The following is a 25818-nucleotide window of genomic DNA, read 5'->3' as shown; positions in this document are numbered from 1 at the left end:
AATTCTTAAGCCTTACGATTCTGTAATGCGATAAAGAGGATCAGCACCCCACCCCATAACGCCATGGTCAGGTAGCTACTCACCCCCAGCAAATTCAGGCCACTTTCCAATAGTTGCAGTACCACCAGCGCCAGGATCAAACCGATGATGCGACCAAAGCCGCCATCCGGGTTAATGCCACCCAATACCGATGCCAGAATGGTGACTAATAGATAGGATTCGCCGTAACCGGCTTTGGCCGAGTTAAATTTCGCCATCATCAAGATAGCCGCCCCCCATCCTAATACGGCTGACAGGATATAGACCGCGACCTGTACTCGATGGGTATTCACGCCGCTAAAACGGGTGGCCTGCTCATTGGAGCCGACCAAATAGATACTGCGCCCCAAGGTCGTGTGTTCCAAAAGCACCCACAGCCCAGCGGAGACCAGTAAAAACAAGATCATCGCGACCGGAATACCGGCAATATCACCACTGCCAATGTATTGAATCACCGGTGGGAAATCAGAAATCACATCACCGTTGGACAATAAAATATTCAGCCCGGTAATCAATGTCATGGTGCCCAACGTCGCCAGAATTGGCGACACCCCGACCACTGAAATCAGTAAGCCATTCAACGCTCCAATCATCACCGCCACCAGCAAACCAGCAACTAATGCCAGTAGCAGGAACAGCGGCTGATCAGGGTGGCTGACAATGATGGCAGCCATGACTAATGAGCAAGCATTCGCTCCGGCAATAATGGATAAGTTAATACCGCCGGTTAGCATGGTCAGCCCCATCCCCAGCGCCAGCATGCCTAAAATCGGCAACTGTGAGGAAATAGACTGGAAGTTACCCAAGCTGAAGAAGCGTTGTCCCAAGGTCAATGAGAAGGCCAACATCACTGCCACCAGAATCAATAATTGCAGGCGGATAATGCGGTCGTTAGGAATAATTCGGTTTAGCCAGGTCATATCAGTGCTCCCTCAGCAATTTGCGTTTTTCATTCCATGCGGTGGTACTGATACTCACCAAAATGATTGCGCCGCTGAAAACCGTATGCCAGTAAGAGGAGACGCTCAGCAGCGTCAGGCCGTTTTGCAAAAATGCCAGTAACATCACGCCGAGCACGGTGCCACTGAGGGATCCACGGCCCCCCGTCATACTGGTGCCACCCAAGACCACGGCGGCCAGCACGGTCAGCTCAAACCCCATCAATGAGTTAGGTGCCACTGACTGGGAAATCTGCGCCTGTACCACCGCCGCCACCCCTGCCAGCATGCCCATGTAGCCATAGACGTAGAGATGCAAACGCAGAATATTAATGCCCAGGCGGGAAGCCGCATCCTTATTGCTGCCCATGGCAAAGATCTGCCGCCCAAGGCGGGTGTAATTCATCAATACACCGGTGAAAATGATGGTTGCCGCCAGGCAGAACAACGGGAGTGTCAGGCCATAGTCATAGCCGTCACTGCCGGTAAACGAGAACCAGTTAATCCCGGTCATAAACCAGTCAGGGAAGCCGTACAACCAGGTACCGTTGGTGAAATAAACCAGCAGGCCGTAGAACAGATTCAGTGTGGCAATGGTGATAATTATTGCTGGGACTTTCAACCAATACACCAGCAACCCATTGATCAGCCCCAGCACTAAACCAACTGACATTGCCAGAACAAACGCTAGCGCGAAGCTGCCGCCATGGGTAATCACCCACGACGCCATGACATATTGCGCAATGGCGGTTACCGCCGGGAAGGAGATATCAATACCACCGGCAATCAGCACCACAAATAAGCCACAGGCCAGAATACCCAAAATGGCATAACTGGTGGCGACATCGGTCAGATTTCCTAAGGTCAGGAACTCCGGGCTTTTTACGCTCAGTCCGATGACTAACAGTAATACCAATAACCCGAGATAAAACTCATGTCGCCCCGTCAGTTGCCGCAGTTTTAGCTTATCCATTGACCACCTCGGCTACCTGTTGTTCGGTGCACTGATGAGGGTAAAACTCAGCCACCAGTTCACCTTTGCGCATCACTAATATCCGGTGACTGTTGTAGTAAGCCTCCGGGATCTCGTCACAAATCATCAATACCGCCATCCCCTGCTCAGCCAAGGCTTTGGCAATATGGTAAATCCCTTCTTTGTTGGCGATATCTACGCCGACGGTCGGAGAATCGAGGATCAAAATACGCGGTTGTGTCGCCACCCATTTAGCAATAGCAATACGCTGTGCATTACCGCCCGACAACGTCTTGACCGGCAGGGCGGTATCGGACACTTTGATGTTCAGATCCTGCACCAGTTTTTTCACCAACGCTGCGGCTTTGGCATGATCCAACAACCCACTGCGGGTATGTAATTTGTCAAAAACGGACACGATGGTGTTGTCATAGATCGATTGCTCCATGATCAATCCCTGGGTCAGACGATCTTCAGAGACATAACCGATCCCATGGTGGATCGCATCTCGGTTATTACGGAAATGTACTTGTTCACCGGCGACCCACACCTCGCCACTATCGGGTTGGGTCATGCCAAACAGGCTCAGACACAGCTCAGTACGCCCCGCCCCCAGTAACCCGGTGATCGACACAATTTCGCCCTGATGTAAGGTCAAATCGATGTTACGAAACTGCTCGCCACGACTCAGTTTTTTGATTTCCAGCAACGGTGTGGCTTCTGCCGCCAGTGGCGGTAACTGGCTATAGGTAAAGCGCTGGCCGGTCATTAGGAACGCCAGCTCATGGCTGTCCAGTTCGCTGGCAGGCCAGGTACCAATGAGTTGACCATCGCGCATGACACTGATTCTGTCAGCGACTTCCATCACTTCATCCAGCCGGTGGCTAACAAACACCACGCAGATACCTTGCGATTTGAGATCACGTACCACGTCCAGCAAGCCTTTCACTTCCTGACTGGTTAGCGAGGCTGTCGGTTCATCCATAATCACCAAGCGGGCATCGGCAGCGATAGCGCGGCAAATCGCCACTAACTGGCGGTCAGCAATAGAGAGTTGTTCAACTTTTTTATCGGGATCAAGGGTGACACCCACTCGCTGCATGGCGGCTAACGCTCGCTCACGCATGCTTTTGCGCTTCACCCAAAAATCACCACCGGGCAGATAACGGTGGACGGCAATATTTTCCGAAACGGTAAGATTAGGAAATAGCGACAAGTCTTGATATATCACCTGCACGCCATAGAAGAATGAGAGTTGCGGCGTAAACTGATGGAACAGCTTGCCGTCTATCAGGATACTTGCGCCTTTCTCTGGCTGATAAACTCCTGAAATCACTTTGATAATGGTGCTCTTGCCGCAGCCGTTCTGGCCTGCCAGACAGTGCACTTCTCCTTTATTCAGTGTGAGATTCACCTGATCCAGCGCCAGCACGCCGGGGAATCGCTTACTGATATTTTCAAGAGTGATAAATGCGTTGGCCTGAGTCATGACAATACCTTCCCTAACGCCATAAGCATGGCGCTATTTTTACAGCAATTCGGTGATGATGGTGAGGGCAACGGGGGTGCTCTCCCGCTGCCTGATTTACTGCCAAGCACGGCTAGTTAGCCGGTAATTCCCTGGTGTGGCGTCTGAAAATCAGAAACCTAATGTTTTCGCATTATCTTTAGTGACTTCAAGGATCTTGTTAAAACGGATCACTCCTTTCTCGCTATCCACATCGGCTTTACCCAAGCCTTCGATGGTCAAGTCTGGCGTGATTTTTTGGCCTTTCAGTAATTGATCTGCAATCTGTACTACAGCAAAACCGGCGTCTTTTGGATCCCACAACAGGGCTTTTTTGATATCACCACGCATCAGGTATGGCGCTGCCTGTGCAGGCATAGCGATGCCCACTACCGCGATTTGATCTTTCGCGCGTTTCTTCGCCACAGCCTGACCGGCACCAATTGGTCCCAGTGAACCAAAACCAATGATCCCTTTCATTTTCGGATAGGTTTTCATCAGATCCAGAGTGGTGGAGTAAGACTTATCAATGTTCTCAGCCACTGGCAGGCGTGGAGTGACTTCGAACATATCGGGGTATTTTTCTTTCTGGTATTTGATAGCGTAATCTGCCCAAGCGTTATGCAATGGCACAGTCAGGGAACCCACATAAATCGCATAACCCCCTTTGCCACCCATGGCTTTTGCCAGTTCGTCCATGTTGGCCTGAGCGTATTTTTCGCTATCGATGGTCTCAACATCCCACTGCCCGATACGTTGATCAGGAGATTCATGGGTTAACACCACAATGCCTTTCTCTTGCGCTTTTTTCAGTACGGGTTCCAGCACTTTGGCATCGTTCGGCACCACAATGATGGCATCCACATTTTTGGCAATAAGGTCTTCAATGACTTTAACTTGTTGCGCTGGATCAGGCGTGGCAGGCCCAACCTGGTAAGCATTAACATCCAGTTTTTTTGCTGCTTCATTTACGCCAACTTCCATGCGGGTAAACCAAGGAATACCGGTAACTTTCGCGACAACAGCAATTTCATATTTTTTCTCTGCCATCGTTTGCGTGGTGAACAGCATGCATGCAGAAACGACACATGCATTCAGTAATGCGAGATTAAGTTTCATAGCAATACCTTCTTGTTTTCTTTCAGATAACGGGTTGGTTGCGAGGTGAGAAGCCCGTAGTGTGACACCGTGACTGTTTTATTTTCATGTGACTGCTTTTCACACACATGAGATTAACAAAGGAACACAATAGGCTGCGCGACGAGCCAGAGTGAATTGTGATGAAAGCCCAAAAAGGTAAAATTCAATGATTTATTATGTTAATAATTGGTTAATTAAATATAAGAAAGAATAAATGCGATCAAATACAAAGGTAATAAATACAAATAAAAATCAAATTAATAACATTAAAAACACAAATTGAATTTATACTCCCTTCTGTGGCACGTCGATAACCCACAAATAGAGCAGCGTTAACAATAATTAATCGAAATTGGGATCAGCCTCCCATTTTCCAGTCAGTTGACTCATTGCCCCTCGATTCTAAGGCACCATTTTCTGCGATATGTCGAACTGTAACGCAGTTTATATCGTGATAATTCCGCCAGCACATCTGACGTTGATCTTTTTCTTTCATTTATCGTGAATATGGTATAATCCTCTGAAAGCACACATCGCTTATAGATAGCCTGCCTTCATGACCATTCCCTACGCGAACCCGCTTTTAATGTAAAAATTATGTCAATTATCGTATACACCAAAACGATAGTGGACCATCGGTGTCTGAAGAAATGTATCGCTATCGAGTTACATCCATATGCGTTACAAGCCCGCACTTACGCATAACGATAGAGTTATTATGATAAAGCCGCAAAAATTCCATATTTCATTGCTTCACCCACGCTACTGGCTGACCTGGTTTGGCCTGGGCGTCTTGTTTCTGTTAGTCCAACTGCCCTACCCGCTGTTAAACAAGTTAGGAATTTGGTTGGGGCGTACCTCAATGCGCTTCCTGAAACGGCGAGTATCTATCGCCCGGCGCAATCTGGAACTTTGTTTCCCTGATATGGATAAGCAGGCTCTCGAACAGACTATCGTCGGTAATTTTGAATCCTTAGGCATGGGGTTGATGGAAACCGGTATGGCCTGGTTTTGGCCCGATGCTCGCATTAAGCGCTGGTTTACCGTCACCGGTCTGGATAACCTGAAAAAAGCGCAGCAAGGGCAGCGCGGCGTACTGGTGATTGGTGTCCATTTTATGTCGCTGGAACTCGGCGGCCGCGTAATGGGGCAATGTCAGCCAATGATGGCGATGTATCGCCCACACAATAATAAAGTGATGGAACTGGTGCAGACTTGGGGCCGTATGCGTTCGAATAAGGCCATGCTGGACCGTAAAGATCTGCGTGGCATGGTGCAAGCATTGAAAAAAGGTGAAGCAGTGTGGTTTGCACCGGATCAGGATTACGGCCCACGCGGCAGTGTGTTTGCACCACTGTTCGCCGTCAATCAGGCGGCTACCACCAGCGGCACCTTTATGTTGGCCCGGCTAGCCAAACCAGCACTGCTACCGTTGGTTTTACTGCGTAAAACAGATGGTAGCGGCTATGACTTGCTGATCCAGCCAGCATTAGAAGACTATCCGCTTGATGATGAGATAGCGGCCGCCAGCTATATGAACAAAGTGATCGAAAAAGAGATCATGCGCGCACCTGAGCAATATCTGTGGCTACACCGCCGCTTTAAAACCCGCCCCGATGGCGCGCCGTCGCTGTATTAAGCATCAATATAACAGGATCTGTAATAGCAGCTTCTGTCATAACAACCCGGCCTATGCCGGGTTTTTTATTAGCTAAAATCCACGCAATATCGCGTAGCTATAACTGCGCTTCAGCTTCATCGGGATCATCTATCGCCCTCGCATCATCTGGTGTGATAAGCGCGCGCCCTGGCAACGTTTTGCATGCAGGCCCGCCGTCAGGAGGGGCTGTAGTGGGATAACTCTCTTGCGGTGAGATATAAACCGGCGTAGTTGCCACGAAACCATCACTGAATGTGGCCTCGATAAAGGTCGCCTGCCAACCGATGGCCGGCGTGTTAAGTGCAACTTCAAGGGTATTATTAGGGGTCACCGCCAACGGAAATGCGGTGTATCTCACGTCGCACGCATAGCGGAAATCGCGAGCATCGGGGTTAGCTGCAGTCCATAGCAGCACTTTTTCTGGCGTCTCTGACAGACTAACCGTGATGGTCTGGACCTTATCTTTCATTGCTATGGTGGTATTCAACTGCGGTATCGGTGTGGCTTGCCGTAAGCGGTTAACAACGGTGATCAACGACTGTTCACTAAATGCTTTAATACCTGAATGACTGGAATTAGGTGCAACCCGCAACGTTTTATCACCGGGTAATTTGTCATAATAAAAATCGGTATTATCGGGCACGTAGAAATCGTCACCACTGGCATTAATAATGTATTTCGCAATACTGAGCCGGGGTTGATACTCGCTCGCCAGATACTGTAGGGGATCCATAATCTGCATCAATTTGGCAAAGCCGGGGGTATTCAGTTTTTTATCAATCTCTTCCTGATAGTAGGGGGTGAAGGCAATAGGCCAGTTGCCGCCATAAGATTGATACATATGTTCCAATGCGGCGCGGGTATCCAGCAGATCAATCACAAAAGGCACAATAGCCTCCACACGAGAATCCGCAATTGCCGTCAGCCAACTGGTCCAGCCACGTTTGGATAAACCGGTGACAATAAAACTGTCTATGGCTTTTTCCGGCAAGGCTTGTTGCGCCATGGTCATCGCCTGAGAAATCGCCGCCACCATCGGGACATGTAGCGGTAAGGTTGAACGGGCTTCAGGGGCATCGATAAATAACGTCCAACTACGCGCAACACTATAATCCTCCTTACGTGGATTCCCATCTTGTTGATATTCAAGGTACTGATTGGGAATGGTGCTAATGGCAATTACCACCGTGTCTGTCGACCGGGCAATATTTTGCAATGTCTCGATAGCAAAGTCGCCAGGGCCAGAGGGGGGAATGGTTTCAGTACCATAGTTGATACCATTATTGATGACCACCAGCGCCTTGGTGGACGTGCTATTTTCGGGGATAAAGATCTCCACTTCATGCTGCCATGCAGCAGGGGAGACTAAGCTCTCCGGTGACCAATTCTGCGAGGTCAGTTGGTAACGACGCCACTCCAACCCCGGCAGATTTTCCTGACTGAGCAAATTATAGATAAGGGGTTCTGCGGCCAGCTTTTCTCTGTAACAAGACAGAACCTGAGTAAAATCAGTATCACTGCATTTTGCAGTTTCAACATCCACTTGTGCCAGACAACTGGCGGTAAACAGCAATGGTAACCCGCACATCAGGGCGGTTAAATAACGAGGCATAATCCCTATCCTTCTCTCTAATGTGTTTACGTTAAAACACTCCCAAGAGGATTAGATAACGGATCAGCGATTTAAAAAATCCGAATTTCACCTGTTTATGCCGCTTTTTATGTTATTACATTGACGAAATGTATACCTCAGCCTGGTTCAATTACCCCTATCTCTCGTTCATCGCTGTATATAAGAATTTTCTGCACTAAAAAGTGCCAATCAGCCATTAAATGCGCCATTTAAGTGCACCTTACCCGGCCAGAAATTACCTACAAAGAGTTAACGCTAAGTAATTACTCATATCATCAATGAAATGCAATTCTGGCATCCCATTTGCTAATACCAAACTGGCTACACGCCAACAGACAGCGACGGTGCATCACTGGTGCGCTACAAAATTAAAATAGGCTCGACTTTGCCTCACAGGACGCTTTCATGAAGAAAATAATGATTTCAACGCTGGTTGCTGCCGCCTCGTTAGTGGCATTAGCGGGTCAGGCCCACGCGGGCACTACTTTGGATGCGGTGAAGAAAAAAGGGTTTGTGCAATGTGGTATCAGTGATGGGCTGCCCGGCTTCTCCTATGCAGATGCCAGCGGCAAGTTCTCCGGCCTTGATGTCGATGTCTGCCGTGGCGTTGCTGCTGCCGTGTTTGGTGATGCAGAGAAAGTAAAATACACCCCGCTGACTGCAAAAGAGCGTTTTACTGCCCTGCAATCGGGTGAAGTAGATATTTTGTCGCGTAACACTACCTGGACTTCATCCCGTGATGCTGGCATGGGGATGTTATTTACCGGTGTGAACTACTATGACGGTATCGGCTTCCTGACCCACAATAAAGCGGGGCTAAAAAGTGCCAAAGAGCTGGACGGGGCAACAGTGTGTATTCAGGCCGGTACTGACACTGAGTTGAACGTCGCTGACTACTTTAAAGCCAATAAAATGCAATACACCCCAGTTACCTTCGACCGCTCTGATGAAAGTGCCAAGGCGCTGGATTCCGGCCGTTGCGACACATTGGCCTCTGACCAATCACAACTGTACGCACTGCGTATCAAGTTAGGTAAACCAGACGAGTTTATCGTATTACCGGAAGTTATCTCTAAAGAGCCGCTGGGGCCGGTAGTGCGCCGTGGCGATGAAGACTGGTTTGCCATTGTCCGCTGGACACTGTTTGCCATGTTAAATGCTGAAGAGATGGGTGTGACGTCGAAAAACGTCGAAGCACTGGCAGCAAAACCCACCACACCAGATATGGCACACCTGTTAGGTCAGGAAGGCAACTACGGTAAAGATCTAAAAGTACCTAACGATTGGGTAGTGAAAATCGTGAAACAAGTGGGTAACTACGGCGAAAGCTTCGACCGTAACGTCGGTTTGGGCAGTGAACTGAAAATAAAACGCGGCCAGAATGCGCTGTGGAACAATGGCGGTCTCCAGTACGCGCCTCCGGTTCGCTGATTACTGATTACCTCTCCGGCAGGCCTGCCCTGCCGGATGTATTATCCAGACCGAGGCCCACACTATGTCACAACGCCCAACCGTCAAAGGTGCCTTTTCGCTGACCAATCCAGCGGTACGCGCCTGGTTGTATCAAATTATTGCGCTATTGATACTGATCGGATGCGGTGCCTACCTTTTCCATAACACCATTACCAACCTATCGACCAGGGGCATCACCTCCGGCTTTGCTTTCCTGAATAACAGCGCCGGTTTTGGTATTGTTCAGCATCTTATCGACTATGAGCAAGGTGATACCTACGGCCGGGTATTTTTGGTCGGATTACTCAATACCTTGCTGGTATCAGTATTGTGTATTTTCTTTGCGTCGATCCTTGGGTTCTGCCTTGGGCTGGCGCGTTTATCTGATAACTGGCTGTTACGCAAACTGTCCACTATCTATATCGAGACATTTCGTAATATCCCACCCTTGCTGCAAATCTTCTTCTGGTATTTCGCGGTATTACGCAATCTACCGGGGCCACGACAGAGTCTGGATGCCTTCGGTGTGGCTTTTCTCAGCAACCGTGGCTTGTATCTGCCATCACCGGAGTTTGCTGCCGGTTTTATACCCGCCCTACTCGCTGTGCTACTGGCCGTTATTATCACTTTGGCGCTGTATCGCTATAACCATTTCCGTCAGTTACATACCGGTCAATTTCATCGCACCTGGCCTATTGGCTTACTACTCTTGATAGCCTTACCCGCAGTGGCCCATTTACTGTATGGCTCGGCGCTGCACTGGGATCTACCACAGTTACGCGGCTTTAACTTTAAAGGTGGCCTGGTTCTTATCCCTGAATTGGCGGCCTTGACCTTGGCACTGTCGGTTTATACCTCAACTTTTATTGCCGAGGTCATTCGTTCAGGCATTCAGTCCGTGCCCTATGGTCAGCATGAAGCAGCCCGTTCACTGGCGCTGCCCAACACCGTCACCTTGCGCCAGGTTATTCTGCCACAGGCGCTACGGGTCATCATTCCGCCGCTCACCAGCCAATACTTGAACATCGTCAAAAACTCCTCACTGGCGGCCGCTATCGGCTATCCAGATATGGTGTCGCTGTTTGCCGGCACAGTGCTGAACCAGACCGGTCAGGCGATAGAAACCATCGCCATTACCATGTCAGTCTATTTGGTTATCAGCCTATCCATTTCATTTTTAATGAATCTCTACAACCGGCGGATCGCGCTGGTAGAGCGCTAAGGGAAGCGAATGACGATGACATTAACCCGTGAACCACCCAGCACAGTACAGCCGGGCAACCCGTTAAGCCGGATGGTGTTTTGGGCGAAAAAGAATTTGTTTTCCAGTTGGACTAACAGCCTGCTGACGCTGCTGTGCCTATGGTTGATGTGGCAATTGATCCCACCATTACTGAATTGGACGATTTTTAACGCCAACTGGCTAGGTACATCGCGCACTGATTGTACCCGTGAAGGTGCCTGCTGGGTGTTTATTCATGCGCGCTTTGGCCAATTTATGTATGGCCTTTATCCCATCGAGCAGCGCTGGCGCATCAACACCACCTTGCTCATCGGATTGTTGACACTTATTCCATTATTCTGGCGCGCGATGCCACGCCGTGGTCGCTATCTGGCGGTGTGGATGGTGGCGTACCCACTGCTGGTGTGGTTGATGTTATATGGCGGTTTCCTCGGGTTAACCCGGGTTGAAACCCGCCAGTGGGGCGGCCTGACACTAACGCTGATCATTGCCGCGGTAGGTATTGCCGGTGCGCTACCGCTGGGGATTTTATTAGCGCTGGCCCGCCGTTCGAGTATGCCAGTGGTGCGCATTCTGTCAGTGGTATTTATCGAGTTCTGGCGCGGGGTGCCGCTAATCACCGTGCTGTTTATGTCCTCGGTGATGCTGCCTCTGTTTATGACCGAAGGCACCAGCATCGACAAACTGATCCGTGCCTTGGTCGGGGTGGTGTTGTTCCAATCGGCCTATGTGGCAGAAGTGGTGCGCGGCGGGTTACAAGCCTTGCCCAGAGGCCAGACTGAAGCCGCCGAGTCATTGGGGCTGGGCTATTGGAAAACCCAAGGGCTGGTTATTTTGCCACAAGCTCTGAAAATGGTGATCCCCGGATTGGTAAACACCATTATCGCCCTGTTTAAAGATACCAGTCTGGTGATCATCATTGGTCTGTTTGATTTGTTCAGCAGCGTGCAGCAAGCCACCGTCGACCCTGCCTGGTTGGGGATGTCGACCGAAGGCTATGTTTTCGCCGCCGCTGTCTATTGGATTTTCTGTTTCAGCATGTCGCGCTACAGCCAGCATCTGGAAAAGCGCTTTCACACCGGACGTTCCACACATTGAGGCCTAACATGAGCGACAATCAGCCAACCCCAGGCGATAAGATGATGATTACGCTGGAAAACGTCAATAAGTGGTACGGGCAGTTCCACGTATTGAAAGATATCAATTTACATGTGCGCCCCGGCGAACGCATCGTACTTTGCGGCCCTTCCGGCTCAGGTAAATCCACCACTATCCGCTGCATCAACCATCTGGAAGAGCATCAGCAGGGGAAAATCATGGTGGATGGCATCGAACTTAACGATGACTTGCGCAACATTGAACGGGTGCGTACCGAGGTCGGCATGGTGTTCCAACACTTCAATCTGTTCCCACACCTAACGGTAATGCAAAACTGCACGCTGGCACCAAGTTGGGTGCGTAAAATGCCAAAGAAAGAGGCTGATGAATTGGCAATGCATTATCTGGAACGGGTGCGGATTGCAGAGCACGCCCATAAGCTCCCCGGCCAACTTTCCGGCGGCCAGCAGCAGCGGGTAGCAATCGCCCGTTCGCTGTGTATGAAACCCAAAATCATGCTATTTGATGAACCCACCTCGGCGCTGGACCCTGAGATGGTAAAAGAAGTGCTGGATACCATGATTAGCCTGGCAAATGAAGGTATGACCATGTTGTGTGTAACCCACGAGATGGGTTTTGCCCGTACCGTTGCCGATCGCGTTATTTTTATGGACCGTGGGGAGATCGTGGAACAAGCGCCACCTGCCGAATTCTTCTCTAACCCGAAATCAGAACGCACTCAGGCGTTCCTGGCGCAGGTTATTCACTAACTAATTCATTACGTTGGGTTTTACATTGTGTACTTGTGGGTGAGGGTGTCCTCACCCTTTTTTTGCCTTATCGCAAATAACTACCACAATAAATGACCAATCAGCGGTGCACCAATAACCGTAATAATACCGGCCAACATCATTACCAAACTGGATACTACGCCCTCTTGTTGCCCTATTTCGTAAGCTTTAGCGGTACCAGCCCCATGGGACGACGCTCCAAGACCTGCACCTTTTGCCAGCCCACTGCGTACCGAAAGGCGCAGGAACAGTAAATCCCCTACCGCCATACCGAATACGCCAGTAATCACCACAAACAGTGCCACTAAATCCGGCTGTCCACCCAATTGTTTAGCGGCTTCCAGTGCAAAAGGCGTTGTAATCGAACGCACCGCCAAACTACGTTGTACTTCTTCTGACAGGGTTAATAACTTTGCCAACCACACCGAACTGACGACCGCCACACTAACAGCAGTAATCACCCCGGCGGTGAGCGATAACCAGTGGCGGCAGATGATCGACAAATTCTCATAGACCGGTACGGCAAAAGCGATGGTCGCAGGCCCGAGTAGCCACAGTAGCCAATGGGTTTCACCAATATAATCCTCATAAGAGATATGGGTGACCACCAACAGTAACACCAGCACCAACGGGGTCAACAGCAGGGGCATCAGCAATAATGAGCGACGACGGCGATAAAGTTTTTTGTTAGCAAAATAGAGTGCCAGTGTCGCCAGAAAACAGGCGATGCTGATGATAAAATCATTCATGGTGGTTAGATTTGCGGCGTTGTAGCCACACCTCAAAACGGTACACGCGATCAACAACCAATCCGGTGGCAGCGAGTGTCAACGTGGTACTAACTGCAATAACGGCAAAAATCTTCCAACCATCCACCATAATCAACTGTGCATAATTGACGACTGCCACCACCGCCGGAACAAAAAACAGCAGCATTTCAGCCAGTAACCAACGTGAACCAGCCTGAACCCAACGCACTGGCAAAATACGTAACATTATCATTGCCAACAGCAGTAGCATGCCGACGATGTTAGCCGGTAATGGCAGATGGAATAGGCTAACCAACTGATCGGAGATTAAAAACAATCCGGCGTACAGCGCCACTTGAACCGGCACCTGCAAACGCATCAAAACAGACGGCGCGAAACTACGTAACGCCAACAACATGGAGAACTCCGGCAGCAAATTTTGACAGTGCTCAGTATAGGCCGCCGCTCATCTTGCAAAAAATGAATTAAAATCATCATAATCATGCCTAAATGGCATACTGTGTTATCTCACCTAAGCCTTGTTTACAGACAGGACAACTGATGGATATTCGGACACTGCGGTATTTTATCGAAGTGGTGCGCCAACAGAGCTTTACCCGTGCGGCAGAGAAGCTTTTTGTCACTCAGCCCACTATGAGTAAGATGCTGCGTAATCTGGAGAACGAGCTTGAATGCACGTTGTTGATTCGTGAGGGCCGCCGCTTGCATTTGACGGATAGCGGTCAGGCTGTTTATCAGCGCGGTCTGGCAATTCTAGACCAGTTCCAACAACTGGAAGCAGAGCTGGAAGACATCGGTTCGTTAAAAAAGGGCAAGTTGCGTTTAGGTATTCCGCCCATGGTTGGCACGCAAATGGCAGTGCTTATCAGCGAATTTCGCCAAAATTACCCCGGCGTTGAGCTACAAATTGCAGAATTTGGCGGTTTAACGGTTCAACAGGCTGTGTTGTCGGGCGAACTGGATCTGGCTCTGACCGCCCTGCCAGCCGATGAAGATTTACCGCTGACTACACTGCCATTGTTCAGCCACCCTCTCTGTGTAGTGGTACCCCGGACTGCATTCTGGCTTAATCGTACCACGGTCAGTATTCCTGAACTGGCGGACCAATCGATCCTGATTTATAACGAGGATTTCGCACTCTACCGTCAATTAATGGATGCTTTCACTGCTGGCGGGTTTATTCCCAAAATTGCCGTTCGCAGCGGCCAATGGGATTTTCTGGCGGCAATGGTGCAGGCCAATATCGGTATTGCCATCTTGCCGGAACCGATCTGTCAGCGGCTGGATAAAAAAGCACTCTTATGGTTACCGTTGGAGCCACTGATGCCGTGGCAACTTGGTTTGATTTGGCGGCAAGGTAGCTACCTTTCTCATAGCGCGCAAGCATGGATAGCCCGCTGCCGTGAATTTTGGCCGCAAAGTTGATTACGCTAGATAAACCGGCCACCGAACGGCAGCCGGATTAAAAAGTATTAACCCTCTTTTTCGATCAGTAACGCTTCCAGCAAATCCAAATCGTGTAGCAGTTTTTGTAGGGTTTCATTGCTGATTTTCTGCGTCGCACGCAGGTGATACAGCTCCCCGCGCTCGGCCCGTAGTGCGGTTAAACGAAAACGCCGCTCCAGATTTTCAACCAGCAAGGTATTCTCAATTTCATCCTTACTGCCGGTACGCCGCCGCAATGTCCCGATAACCCGCGAACTGATCTCTTTCAGCAACTCCGGGTCAATATTCTCCTCGCTGCTGGCAGCCAACCGCTCTTCCATCTTATTCAGGCTAACAATTGCCACCTCGGCTGTCGCCGCCCGGGCGAAGCGCACTTCTTCACGGCTGGCACTTTTATCTGCCATCACCACACCGCGTAGTAATGGCGGCAAGGCAATTACCCCAACAATAACCGATAGCAGAATCACGCCAGTGGCGATAAACACCAATTGGTAACGGGATGGGAAGGCCGAACCGTCGCTAAGGAATAACGGAATAGAGAGAACACCCGCAAGAGTAATCGCTCCCCGTACACCCGCGAACGACGCCACCCACAGCTCGCGGGTGGTGTAATTGCCAAACTCCAGTGGCCGTTTGGTCAGGATGCGTTTACTGATTTTTCTCATCGACCACAGCCAGCTAAAGCGCAGTACCAGCAATGCGCCATAAATGATGGCAACATCTGCGAATAGATTCCAGGTTTGAATGGTTGGGTCCAGTTCAGCCTGTACGATTGATGTTTCCAGAATCCCCGGTAATTGCAGCCCCAAGAGGATAAACACCATGCCGTTAAACACAAATTCCAGCATCGACCACACGCTGTCAGCACGTAACCGCATCGTCAATGGCGCATTACGGATAACACCGGACTGACTGATGGTCATCCCTGCCGCCACGGCAGCCAAAATGCCGGAGACACCAATATGCTCGGCAATCAGATAAGAGGCGAACGGCAACAGCAGCAGTAAGACGATTTGTGTTGCCGGATCATCTCCACTCCAGCGGCTCATTAGGCGCAGTGACTTACTGTATAGCCAGGTCACCGCCACACCGGCCAGCAGCCCCCCAATCGCCACTTTCAGGAACTCAAGCGTGGCACCGGACACGGTAAAGACCATCGTCCCCATCGCAACCGCAATGGCAAATTTTAGCGCTACCAGACCAGAGGCATCATTCATCAACGCCTCCCCTTCCAATACGCCCATAATCGATTTAGGTATGCGCCCTTTCCCCACAATACCGGATAACGCCACGGCATCGGTTGGCGACAATACCGCAGCCAGTGCAAAAGCGGCCACCAGCGGAATACCCGGCACCATCCAGTAAATCAGATAGCCGATACCCACAACGGTGACCAGCACCAATGCCAGTGCCAGACCAAATATCTCCCGCCCATGGTGAATAAACTCCCTTGTCGGTGTTTTCCAACCATCGGCAAAGAGCAGCGGCGGAATAAACAGCACCAGGAATAATTCCGGGTCAAAATCGACATGCAAACCAAAGTGGGGAAAGGCCAACAAGGCACCACAGACAATCTGCATCAGAGGAAGGGGGATTTGAAACGGCAACATCCGGGTGACAACGCCGGAAAGCGATACCACCAGAATCAGGATGAGGATTGTAAAAAAGATTTCCATGCTTTCCTTAGACTCAACTCAACACAACTCAATATAAGATTTAACCTCACCCGCCCGTAAACAGGGCCGGAGTTTAGCTTTTGATAGTAGATCACTTTTTTGTAAAACGGGGAAAAAACCTGTAAAGGATGGCAGGAAAAAACAAAGAAAATAGGGTTATTAAAAACCGCAGCGGCATCGAGGACAACACCACCCCGATGCCAGCAAAAACTCATCGCTTAGATTGCCCAGCCACCCGCATAGAATGCCACCAACGCGATGGCGATAATCACGGTACCCACATTCAGTTTACGCCATTCGCCGGAACAGATACGGCCAATGACCAGCGAGCTGAAGCCCAACATAATACCGGTGACGATATTACAGGTCAGCACGATAAACACGGCACAAAGCAGGCCAGACATCGCATCAACAAAGTCTTCGAAATCCAGTTTGGATACGTTGCTCAACATCAGCAAACCTACATACATCAGAGCCGGAGCCGTCGCATAAGCCGGAACCAAATAGGACAGTGGTGAGAGGAACAGAATCAGCAGGAACAAAATACCCACTACGGTGGCGGTCAAACCAGTTTTACCGCCTGCGGCAGTACCAGCAGCAGATTCGATATAAACCGCAGCAGGCGCAGCGCCCACCAAACCAGCAAAGATGCTGCTGACGGAGTCAGATGTCAGGGCTTTACCACCGCTGATGATCTGGCCGTCTTTATCCAGCAAATTAGCCTGACCCGCTACCGCGCGGATAGTCCCGGTGGCATCAAATACGGCGGTCATCACCAATGCCAACACACTTGGCAGCACCACAGGTTTCAATGCGCCCATAATATCAAGACTGAAAATCAATGAGTTACCGTTAGCATCCGCCAGACTTGGCATCGCAAACAGCCCTTGATAGGTCACACCCGGATCAAAAATCAGGCCGATAACCGAGATGGCGATAATCACCAGCAGAATACCACCTGGCACCCGCAGTTTTTCCAGACCGAAAATCACCGCCAGCCCGAGTAAGGTCATCATGACCGGGAAAGAGGTAAATGCACCCAGTGCAACCGGTAAACCTTCAATCGGGTTTTTGATAACCAGGCCGACACCGTTTGCTGCAATCAGTAACAGGAACAAGCCGATACCGATACCGGTACCATGTGCCACGCCCATCGGCAGATTACGCAATATCCACGAGCGAATCCCAGTCACAGAGATAATAGTAAACAGTACCCCCATCAGGAATACCGCGCCCAATGCCACAGGAATACTGATGTGTTGCCCCAGCACCAAGCTGAATGCCGTAAACGCTGTCAGTGATATGGCGCAACCAATCGCCATCGGTAAGTTTGCCCACAACCCCATCAACAAAGAACCAAGGCCTGCAACCAGACAGGTTGCGACAAACACCGCCGTTGGTGGGAAACCTGCTTTGCCGAGCATGCTTGGCACAACAATTACCGAGTAGACCATGGCAAGAAAGGTTGTCAGACCGGCCAACACTTCCTGGCGTACATTACTGCCACGTTCACTAAGCTTGAAAAATGCATCAAGCGAACCTTTTGGCTTTACTGCCCGGTTCGTTTGAGGATTGGTGCTAGACATGGTTATGTCCCCTGTGTGTCATTTTAAAGTAGTCAGCAAGTCAGGCGCTCTTCCCTACGTAATCGTTTCCGTTTTTGCCGATTAACTCGGCAACGCCTCCAACATCTTCATGGTGGAGAAAATAGCAAACGATTAGCTGGAAGCACGCATGACTGAAAAAAAATCGAAGGAAAGAATCCCCCCGCAATAAGCGTATTGGAAGGCAAACGATTATCTAGCTATTGGCAGCGACTAATCAACACCAGATAGCGACATTTATTGCATTTTTTTACATTAATTTGTCGGGGAGCATTAATCTGGCGTAAAACAAAAGTGTGAGTAGCCTCACACTCGTTTGCTTCGCGTGGCAACGACACCGAACAGCCGGTTATCAGCTTTCCAGTTTGTAGGCACCCCCCTTCTCAATCGCTTGTTGGTAAGCTGGGCGCTGATGAATGCGCACTAAGAAATCTTGCAGTTTCGGGAACCCCTCAAGACCACCACGGGTGTTGATTGCCTCGATAGGAAAACTCATCTGAATATCTGCCGCGCTGAAATCACTGCCAGCAAACCACTGATTATTCGTCAAATGCTGTTCCAGATAATCGCGGTGAGTCGCTATTTGCTTATTCAGATAACTTTTTTGCACGCCATCACCCAGTGCTTTGGCAACTGGGCGAATAATCCACGGTACAGGCGGCCCACCCAATCGGCTAAAGATAAGTTTCATCACCAGCAATGGCATCAATGAACCTTCTGCATAATGCATCCAGTAACGGAACTGCTGACGATCATAGTGACCGGTGGGTTTAAATAACCCTTGGGCATCATAGGTTTCCTGTAAATACTCAATAATGGCACCCGATTCTGCCAAAGTGAGATCACCGTCAGTAATCACCGGTGATTTTCCTAATGGATGGATCTTTTTTAACTCTGGCGGTGCCAGAAGGCTGCCCGGATCGCGCTGATAGCGCTTCAATTCATAGGGAACTTGCAGTTCCTCCAACATCCACAAAATACGCTGTGAACGTGAATTATTCAGATGGTGAACCGTGACCATGACCAAGCTCCATATGTATAGGTGACCGGGAAAGTTACAACTGCACAATAAATTATTATAGTCGAGTGTCCAATAGCGCTTCATTATTCTAATATTATCGTAAAAAACAGCCTTTAGGCTGTAATGACAAATAACACCTTGAAGGCTGTATTTAGTGTTTACTAACCTACAGTGTGTATTTGTATTTTACAACCCATAAGTTGTATTGCGGAATTACAGCTTATATGCTGTATTATGCTATAACGCACAATTCGCTGCTAAGGGGTCTTGATGGACTATCCCATTAAAATTTTGAGTCAATTACGCCCTACCTTGATTGGCTTTCGTAAGCAGAAAGGGCTAACTCAGGCCAGCCTGGCACAACTGTTAGGTATCACCCAGCAATCCTATGCAAAATTGGAGGCAGATCCTGCATCGGCCAGTATTGAACGGCTTTTTAAAGTATTACAACTTTTAGACGTAGAACTCATCCTCAGTGAGAAAAAAAACGTCAGGCTGTATTCAAGTAAAACCCACCAGCCAGAAGAAAGTCAGACGCTAAATTTGCCGTCAAAACAAGAGGATTGGTAATATGACTCGCCGCATTCAACGGCTCAATATCTGGATGAACGGTCAGTATGTTGGCTATTGGGAAAAAACCCGAGGCGAAGAATCACTGGTTTATGCTCAAGAATGGATAGAGAACGCGCAAGGCCGCCCACTGTCATTGTCATTACCTTTTACTGCAAATAATCAGGTTTATAGAGGCAATATTGTCCGGGACTATTTTGATAACTTATTACCCGATAGCGATGATATCCGGCGGCGTCTGGCAACCAGATATCACGCTGACAGCATCAACCCTTTCGATCTACTCTTTGAATTAGGGAGAGATTGTGTCGGCGCAATACAATTGCTGGCAAATGATACCCCCCCTGCCGATCTATTCTCAATTCAACAACAGCCACTAACTGAGCACGATGTGGCTCGTATCCTACGAAACTCATGGTCTGACAATACATTTGTGCGCCCTGAACACAATGAAGATCTCAGATTATCTATCGCGGGGGCACAAGAAAAAACAGCGCTGTTGTTTCACGATGACCGGTGGTGTCTCCCGTTAGGCAGCACTCCCACAACCCATATTTTCAAACTTCCTTTGGGCTTGGTCGGCAATATGCAAGCTGATATGAGGACTTCTGTTGAAAACGAATGGCTGTGTGCAAAAATTCTGGCAAGTTATAACTTGCCAGTTGCCCGTAGTGAAATTGGCCAGTTTGAAGATCAAAAAGCCCTGATTGTTGAACGTTTTGACCGGCGGTTATCCCGTGACAATCGTTGGATTGTCAGATTACCGCAGGAAGATATGTGTCAGGCCTCCGGGACTTCACCCTTGAAAAAATACCAAATGGATGGCGGCCCTGGTATTACAACTATCATGGGGATTTTAAGTGGTTCGGATAATGCCAGTGAAGACAGAAACCTCTTCTTTAAAACACAGATTATTTTCTGGTTACTGGCAGCAACCGATGGGCATGCAAAAAATTTCAGCATTGCTCATCTCCCCAGAAATAGTTACCACCTCACGCCACTTTATGATGTGCTATCGACCCATCCGATTATCGGCTCAAGTCATAATCAAATTGCGATACAAAAAGCCAAGTTAGCGATGGCCGTTCGAGGGAGTGAAAATCACTATTTAATTAACCAGATACAGCGGCGCCATTGGCGAAAACAGGCCGAGCTTGTTGGGCTAGGAGCGTATCTTGCTGATAGTATTATTGATGAAGTTATTACCGCAACCCCGAGGGTAATAGCACAAATACAAGCCCAGCTTCCCGCTAATTTTCCAACTGATTTAGCAGAAAGTATCCTCACAGGTCTTCATCGACAGTGTGATAAAATAGCGGCAATGCCTTGAATGCTTAAATTATATTTACCCTAAATAATTCGAGTGGCAGAAAAGCGGCAAGCGAGAGACAATTAGTTGTAAACCAGTTGAACAGTGCTTGCGCTGGTACGTAGGGTGAGCCTCTGATGAGGATCATAATCCCGATGAGCTTACTTATTTTTTTTAAGGTCAAGACCAGTAAGTGATTCGGGTAATTGAACACAGCCAACGCACATACAGCGTCAAGTATGGCGGGTATCAGCAACAAAAAGCCCCGCCAAGGCAGGGCTTTATTTTCCTAATCAGCACTGTTGTGCTTAAAAAAACAGCGTAATCAGAACGGGATATCGTCATCGAAATCCATTGGTGGCTCATTGCCGCCTTGTGGTTGTGCTGCTGGTGCAGACTGGGCCGGACGCGAAGTCTGACCGCCGCTGAACTGGCTACCACCTTGTGGTTGCTGAGGTTGACCCCAACCGCCTTGCGCACCGCCGTCTTGTTGCGCACCACCACCTGCCGGAGCACCGCCGCCCTGACGGCCACCCAGCATTTGCATGGTGCCGCCCACATTAACCACAACTTCAGTGGTGTATTTCTCAACACCGGCCTGATCTGTCCACTTACGGGTCTGTAGAGCGCCTTCAATATAGACCTGAGAGCCTTTACGCAGGTATTCACCCGCCACTTCGGCCAATTTGCCGAATAACACTACACGGTGCCATTCCGTTTTTTCTTTCTGCTCGCCGGTGGCTTTATCACGCCAGCTTTCGGAAGTGGCCAGGGTGATATTGGCAACAGCTCCGCCGTTTGGCATGTAGCGGACTTCCGGGTCTTGGCCCAAATTCCCGACCAAAATCACTTTGTTTACGCCTCTGCTGGCCATGTGAACTCTCCTGATGAAGTAAATTTTGTACAGTATAAACGAGTAAGTTTAACACGCTAACCGCTAAACGGCACAGTAGATCATAACTGCGAAATGTGTTGCAGTTTTATCATGACATCTGCCTTAATTGCACTCGGATACTGGATATCCATTCAGGCTTTTTTGTGTCATAATTATTCGTTTCGTACTGGCTGTGTCCTTTTTTGACGTTGCAAAATGCGTCTATACATTACTCAAAGTAATTGGAGTTGCAGGTAGGCGGCAAGCGAGCGAGTCCCTATGAGCTTACAGCCAGTAAGTGATTAGGGTGAGTGAACGCAGCCAACAACCCTGCGGCTTCAAGTACGAAGAGTAAAAAAGGGCACGGGAGAGGCTCAGTTTACATCCGGGAAGTGTTTGAATGGATAATATAGAAGTTCGGGGCGCTCGCACCCATAATCTTAAGAATATCAACCTGATTATCCCGCGTGACAAACTGATCGTGGTCACCGGTCTATCGGGTTCAGGCAAATCCTCACTGGCTTTTGATACCTTGTATGCCGAGGGGCAACGCCGTTATGTTGAGTCTCTCTCCGCCTATGCGCGTCAATTTCTATCACTGATGGAAAAACCGGATGTTGACCATATTGAAGGTCTGTCGCCGGCAATCTCTATTGAGCAAAAATCAACCTCGCATAACCCGCGTTCGACTGTGGGTACCATCACTGAAATCCATGACTATCTGCGTTTGCTGTTCGCCCGTGTTGGTGAACCACGCTGTCCAGATCACGATGTTACGCTAGCAGCACAAACCGTCAGTCAGATGGTGGATAACGTCATCAGCCAGCCGGAAGGCCGCCGCTTGATGTTACTGGCCCCGGTGGTAAAAGATCGCAAAGGCGAGCATACCAAAACACTGGAAGGTCTGGCTATGCAGGGCTATATCCGGGCGCGGATCGATGGCGAGGTGTGCGATCTGTCTGATCCGCCAAAATTAGAACTGCAAAAAAAACATACCATTGAAGTGGTGGTCGATCGCTTCAAAGTGCGTGAAGATCTGGCTCAGCGTCTGGCTGAGTCATTTGAAACAGCACTGGAGCTTTCTGGTGGTACTGCCGTCGTTGCCGATATGGATGACCCACACGCTGAAGAGCTGTTGTTCTCCGCCAACTTTGCCTGCCCGATTTGCGGCTACAGTATGAGTGAGTTGGAACCACGCCTGTTCTCCTTTAACAACCCAGCGGGGGCCTGCCCAACTTGTGACGGCTTAGGGGTACAACAGTTCTTTGATCCAGACCGTGTATTACAGAATCCAGAGCTATCGCTGGCGGGTGGTGCCATCCGTGGTTGGGATCGCCGCAACTTCTATTACTTCCAGATGCTGCGCTCACTGGCAGATCATTATAAGTTTGATATCGAAGCACCATTTAACTCACTCGATAGCGCGATACAGCAAGCCGTTTTATACGGTTCTGGCAAAGATACCATTGAATTCAAATACATTAACGATCGGGGTGATACCACCGTTCGCCGCCACCCATTTGAAGGGGTGCTGCACAATATGGAACGTCGCTATAAAGAGACGGAATCCAGTGCGGTACGTGAGGAACTGGCCAAATTTATCAGCAATCGCTCCTGTGCTTCATGCCACGGCACTCGCTTGCGCCGCGAAGCGCGTTATGTGTTTGTCGAAAACACCACTCTGCCTGAGATTTCTGAACTGAGCATCGGCCATGCGCTGACCTTCTTCCAAAACATGAAACTGAGTGGTCAGCGGGCGCAAATTGCCGAGAAAGTGCTGAAAGAGATTGGCGATCGGCTGAAGTTCCTGGTTAACGTCGGGCTGAATTATCTGTCGCTATCCCGCTCAGCGGAAACGCTGTCTGGTGGTGAAGCGCAGCGTATCCGTTTAGCAAGCCAGATTGGTGCCGGTTTAGTGGGTGTCATGTATGTACTGGATGAACCGTCCATCGGCTTGCACCAACGTGATAATGAACGGCTGCTGGAAACACTGATTCATCTGCGCAATCTGGGTAACACGGTGATTGTGGTGGAACATGATGAAGACGCTATCCGCGCTGCCGATCATGTGATTGATATTGGCCCCGGAGCGGGTGTGCATGGTGGTGAGGTGGTGGCCGAAGGGACTGTTGAAGACATCATGGCTGAACCGAAGTCACTGACTGGTCAGTTCCTTAGCGGCAAACGAGAAATCACCATACCAGCGCAACGCGTACCGGGTGACCCAACCAAAGTGTTAAAACTGATTGGTGCCAGCGGCAATAACTTGAAAGATGTCACACTGACACTGCCGGTCGGGTTGTTTAGTTGTATTACCGGGGTTTCTGGTTCAGGTAAATCGACGCTGATCAACGATACCTTATATTGCATCGCCCAGCGCCAGTTGAACGGCGCGACCAGCAACGAGCCTGCGCCATTCCGTGAAATTCAAGGCTTGGAGCATTTCGATAAAGTCATCGATATTGACCAAAGCCCGATTGGGCGGACGCCGCGCTCTAACCCGGCGACTTATACCGGTATCTTTACCCCCATCCGCGAGCTATTTGCCGGTGTACCAGAATCACGCACCCGTGGTTATACGCCAGGCCGCTTCAGCTTTAACGTCAAAGGGGGCCGTTGTGAGGCCTGTCAGGGCGACGGGGTAATTAAAGTCGAAATGCACTTCCTGCCCGATATCTATGTGCCATGCGACCAGTGTAAAGGTAAGCGTTATAACCGTGAAACGCTGGAAGTAAAATACAAAGGTAAAAGTATCCACGAAGTGCTGGCGATGACTATCGAAGAGGCTCGCGAGTTCTTTGATGCGGTTCCGGCACTGGCGCGTAAGCTGCAAACACTGATGGATGTGGGCCTGTCCTATATCTGTCTGGGGCAATCTGCGACTACGTTGTCCGGTGGTGAAGCGCAACGGGTGAAACTGTCGCGTGAATTATCAAAACGCGGCACCGGTCAGACGCTCTATATTCTAGACGAACCCACTACCGGTCTGCATTTTGCTGATATTCAGCAACTGCTGGCGGTGTTGCATCAATTGCGCGATCAGGGCAATACCATTGTAGTCATTGAGCACAATCTGGATGTGATTAAGACGGCTGATTGGATTGTCGATCTGGGGCCGGAAGGCGGCAGTGGCGGTGGCGAGATTCTGGTCTCCGGCACGCCAGAGACAGTTGCAGAATGTGCCGCGTCACATACGGCTCGCTTCCTCAAGCCAATGCTGCAACGTAAGTAAAGCATCAAATAATCTATCAAGCTCCAAAGTCATTGGAGTTGCAGGTTGGCAAACAGCAACCTCACATTGCGAGGCCCAAGGATGGGCCAGGTAATGAACGTAGCTAATAGTCCTGCGATTTCAAGTAGTAAAGGGGAATCAAACAGCCAGTTCCTGCCGTCGATGCTCTGGTAACCCCTGCAATACCAATTGATAAGAGCGGTCAATTAACGAGTAAAACTGTGAATTCGGTAATTGCCCATCCAGAAACACCGTGTTCCAGTGCGCTTTATTCAAGTGTTCACTCGGCACGATCTCCGGATGTTGCTCGCGCAGACTCTCCGCCAGCTCAGGGCTGGTTTTTACCGAAATGGAGGGCCGCCCACCAATTTCCCCCACCATCGCAAACATCACATCAGCTACTTTAATCTGATTGGCCTGCCATTCCTCATGATCACTCTGTTCAGCTCCCGGTTTAGACATGCAGTATTCCAATAATGCTGAATTATTCATTGGGTTATCTCCTGTAATGGGCCTGCACCATCTGGCGAAAGGCCTCATAGGTATTCATTCCATCGGATACAGCAGCATGCTGAAGTATTAGCTTGCGCCTATGACAGAAGATTTACTGTGAGCGATGAATGATCATTTGGCATGGGTCTGCCACCTTACTTAGTATATTCTTTAATCGATTTACAGCCATTGGCGGAGGGCTAACCAGACAGGTTATGTGGATAAGTAACGGAAAGATGGTGGAAAAAATAAAGCAAAAAGGCGATATTTCTATCGCCTTAAACAATTTGCCGCCTTAAACAGTTCGGCACCTTTAAAAGTTCGTCGTCTCAGATAACGCGGATCTCTAA

At 49.5% G+C, this 25818-nt stretch carries 21 protein-coding genes; 9 read left to right on the top strand and 12 right to left on the bottom strand.

Annotated features, from left to right (window positions below; all coding sequences use genetic code 11):
* Positions 1 to 5: 5 nt before the first annotated feature.
* The 4 genes from EL015_RS01945 to EL015_RS01930 all read right to left on the bottom strand — a co-directional run bounded on the left by EL015_RS01945 (position 6) and on the right by EL015_RS01930 (position 4576).
* Positions 6 to 959, bottom strand: coding sequence for an ABC transporter permease (locus EL015_RS01945; protein WP_005191414.1), 954 nt, complete (start codon positions 957 to 959; stop codon positions 6 to 8).
* A gap of 1 nt (position 960) precedes the next feature.
* Positions 961 to 1950, bottom strand: a complete 990-nt coding sequence (locus EL015_RS01940) for an ABC transporter permease (protein WP_032907665.1) — start codon at positions 1948 to 1950, stop codon at positions 961 to 963.
* Positions 1943 to 3439: a sugar ABC transporter ATP-binding protein gene (locus EL015_RS01935; RefSeq protein WP_005191419.1), complete on the bottom strand. Its 1497-nt coding sequence runs from the start codon at positions 3437 to 3439 to the stop codon at positions 1943 to 1945. Before EL015_RS01935 ends, EL015_RS01940 begins: the two co-directional genes overlap by 8 nt.
* Positions 3440 to 3589: 150 nt before the next feature.
* Complete coding sequence (locus tag EL015_RS01930; RefSeq protein WP_005191421.1) at positions 3590 to 4576, bottom strand: autoinducer 2 ABC transporter substrate-binding protein; 987 nt, start codon at positions 4574 to 4576, stop codon at positions 3590 to 3592.
* Positions 4577 to 5315: 739 nt separating this feature from the next.
* Here EL015_RS01930 and lpxP point away from each other — a divergent pair.
* Positions 5316 to 6236 carry a kdo(2)-lipid IV(A) palmitoleoyltransferase gene (lpxP, locus tag EL015_RS01925; RefSeq protein ID WP_005191423.1) on the top strand — a complete coding sequence of 307 codons (921 nt, stop codon included), beginning with the start codon at positions 5316 to 5318 and terminating at the stop codon, positions 6234 to 6236.
* Positions 6237 to 6333: 97 nt separating this feature from the next.
* Here the strand turns inward: lpxP and EL015_RS01920 are convergent, their stop codons facing one another.
* Positions 6334 to 7869 (bottom strand): PhoPQ-activated pathogenicity-related family protein, encoded by a 1536-nt coding sequence (locus EL015_RS01920; RefSeq protein ID WP_005191425.1) that lies wholly within the window; start codon positions 7867 to 7869, stop codon positions 6334 to 6336.
* A gap of 426 nt (positions 7870 to 8295) precedes the next feature.
* Here EL015_RS01920 and EL015_RS01915 point away from each other — a divergent pair, with 426 nt between their 5' ends.
* The 4 genes from EL015_RS01915 to EL015_RS01900 all read left to right on the top strand — a co-directional run bounded on the left by EL015_RS01915 (position 8296) and on the right by EL015_RS01900 (position 12453).
* A complete protein-coding gene (locus tag EL015_RS01915) occupies positions 8296 to 9321 on the top strand; it encodes an amino acid ABC transporter substrate-binding protein (protein WP_005191430.1) in 1026 nt (341 codons plus the stop codon).
* Between the two features lie 64 nt (positions 9322 to 9385).
* Complete coding sequence (locus EL015_RS01910; RefSeq protein ID WP_005191434.1) at positions 9386 to 10564, top strand: amino acid ABC transporter permease; 1179 nt, start codon at positions 9386 to 9388, stop codon at positions 10562 to 10564.
* A 15-nt stretch (positions 10565 to 10579) separates the two neighbouring features.
* The gene (locus tag EL015_RS01905) at positions 10580 to 11683 is read left to right on the top strand and encodes an amino acid ABC transporter permease (RefSeq protein WP_032907682.1); all 1104 of its coding nucleotides are present in this window, start codon (positions 10580 to 10582) and stop codon (positions 11681 to 11683) included.
* An 8-nt stretch (positions 11684 to 11691) separates the two neighbouring features.
* Entirely contained in the window at positions 11692 to 12453 is a 762-nt protein-coding gene (locus EL015_RS01900) for an amino acid ABC transporter ATP-binding protein (protein WP_005191437.1), read from the top strand.
* An 80-nt stretch (positions 12454 to 12533) separates the two neighbouring features.
* On the opposite strand, the gene EL015_RS01895 is transcribed toward EL015_RS01900, so the two are convergent.
* Complete coding sequence (locus tag EL015_RS01895; protein ID WP_032907668.1) at positions 12534 to 13223, bottom strand: LrgB family protein; 690 nt, start codon at positions 13221 to 13223, stop codon at positions 12534 to 12536.
* Positions 13216 to 13641, bottom strand: coding sequence for a CidA/LrgA family protein (locus tag EL015_RS01890; protein WP_032907671.1), 426 nt, complete (start codon positions 13639 to 13641; stop codon positions 13216 to 13218). The genes EL015_RS01895 and EL015_RS01890 overlap by 8 nt, the downstream gene beginning before the upstream one ends.
* Before the next feature lie 143 nt (positions 13642 to 13784).
* Between EL015_RS01890 and EL015_RS01885 the strand changes: the two genes are divergently transcribed.
* Positions 13785 to 14669, top strand: a complete 885-nt coding sequence (locus tag EL015_RS01885) for a LysR family transcriptional regulator (RefSeq protein ID WP_032907674.1) — start codon at positions 13785 to 13787, stop codon at positions 14667 to 14669.
* Positions 14670 to 14716: 47 nt separating this feature from the next.
* Here EL015_RS01885 and EL015_RS01880 read toward each other — a convergent pair whose 3' ends face one another.
* The 3 genes from EL015_RS01880 to EL015_RS01870 all read right to left on the bottom strand — a co-directional run bounded on the left by EL015_RS01880 (position 14717) and on the right by EL015_RS01870 (position 18991).
* A complete protein-coding gene (locus EL015_RS01880; RefSeq protein ID WP_005191446.1) occupies positions 14717 to 16366 on the bottom strand; it encodes a Na+/H+ antiporter in 1650 nt (549 codons plus the stop codon).
* A gap of 218 nt (positions 16367 to 16584) precedes the next feature.
* Positions 16585 to 17952, bottom strand: coding sequence for an NCS2 family permease (locus EL015_RS01875; RefSeq protein WP_005191447.1), 1368 nt, complete (start codon positions 17950 to 17952; stop codon positions 16585 to 16587).
* Between the two features lie 370 nt (positions 17953 to 18322).
* Positions 18323 to 18991 carry a glutathione S-transferase family protein gene (locus EL015_RS01870; protein ID WP_005191448.1) on the bottom strand — a complete coding sequence of 223 codons (669 nt, stop codon included), beginning with the start codon at positions 18989 to 18991 and terminating at the stop codon, positions 18323 to 18325.
* Positions 18992 to 19261: 270 nt separating this feature from the next.
* On the opposite strand from EL015_RS01870, the gene EL015_RS01865 reads away from it, so the two are divergent.
* On the top strand, positions 19262 to 19561 hold the full coding sequence (locus EL015_RS01865; RefSeq protein WP_005191449.1) for a helix-turn-helix transcriptional regulator: 300 nt from the start codon (positions 19262 to 19264) through the stop codon (positions 19559 to 19561).
* Position 19562: 1 nt separating this feature from the next.
* Entirely contained in the window at positions 19563 to 20891 is a 1329-nt protein-coding gene (locus EL015_RS01860) for a type II toxin-antitoxin system HipA family toxin (protein WP_005191450.1), read from the top strand.
* A gap of 304 nt (positions 20892 to 21195) precedes the next feature.
* Here EL015_RS01860 and ssb1 read toward each other — a convergent pair whose 3' ends face one another.
* Positions 21196 to 21744, bottom strand: a complete 549-nt coding sequence (gene ssb1, locus EL015_RS01855; RefSeq protein ID WP_005191456.1) for a single-stranded DNA-binding protein SSB1 — start codon at positions 21742 to 21744, stop codon at positions 21196 to 21198.
* Between the two features lie 400 nt (positions 21745 to 22144).
* On the opposite strand from ssb1, the gene uvrA reads away from it, so the two are divergent.
* Complete coding sequence (gene uvrA / locus EL015_RS01850; RefSeq protein WP_005191457.1) at positions 22145 to 24976, top strand: excinuclease ABC subunit UvrA; 2832 nt, start codon at positions 22145 to 22147, stop codon at positions 24974 to 24976.
* Positions 24977 to 25114: 138 nt separating this feature from the next.
* Here the strand turns inward: uvrA and EL015_RS01845 are convergent, their stop codons facing one another.
* On the bottom strand, positions 25115 to 25468 hold the full coding sequence (locus EL015_RS01845; RefSeq protein ID WP_032907677.1) for an MmcQ/YjbR family DNA-binding protein: 354 nt from the start codon (positions 25466 to 25468) through the stop codon (positions 25115 to 25117).
* Positions 25469 to 25818: the final 350 nt, after the last annotated feature.

It is taken from the genome of Yersinia intermedia, from assembly GCF_900635455.1.
Lineage (GTDB): Bacteria > Pseudomonadota > Gammaproteobacteria > Enterobacterales > Enterobacteriaceae > Yersinia > Yersinia intermedia.
This window is presented reverse-complemented; position numbering and strand designations above follow the sequence as displayed.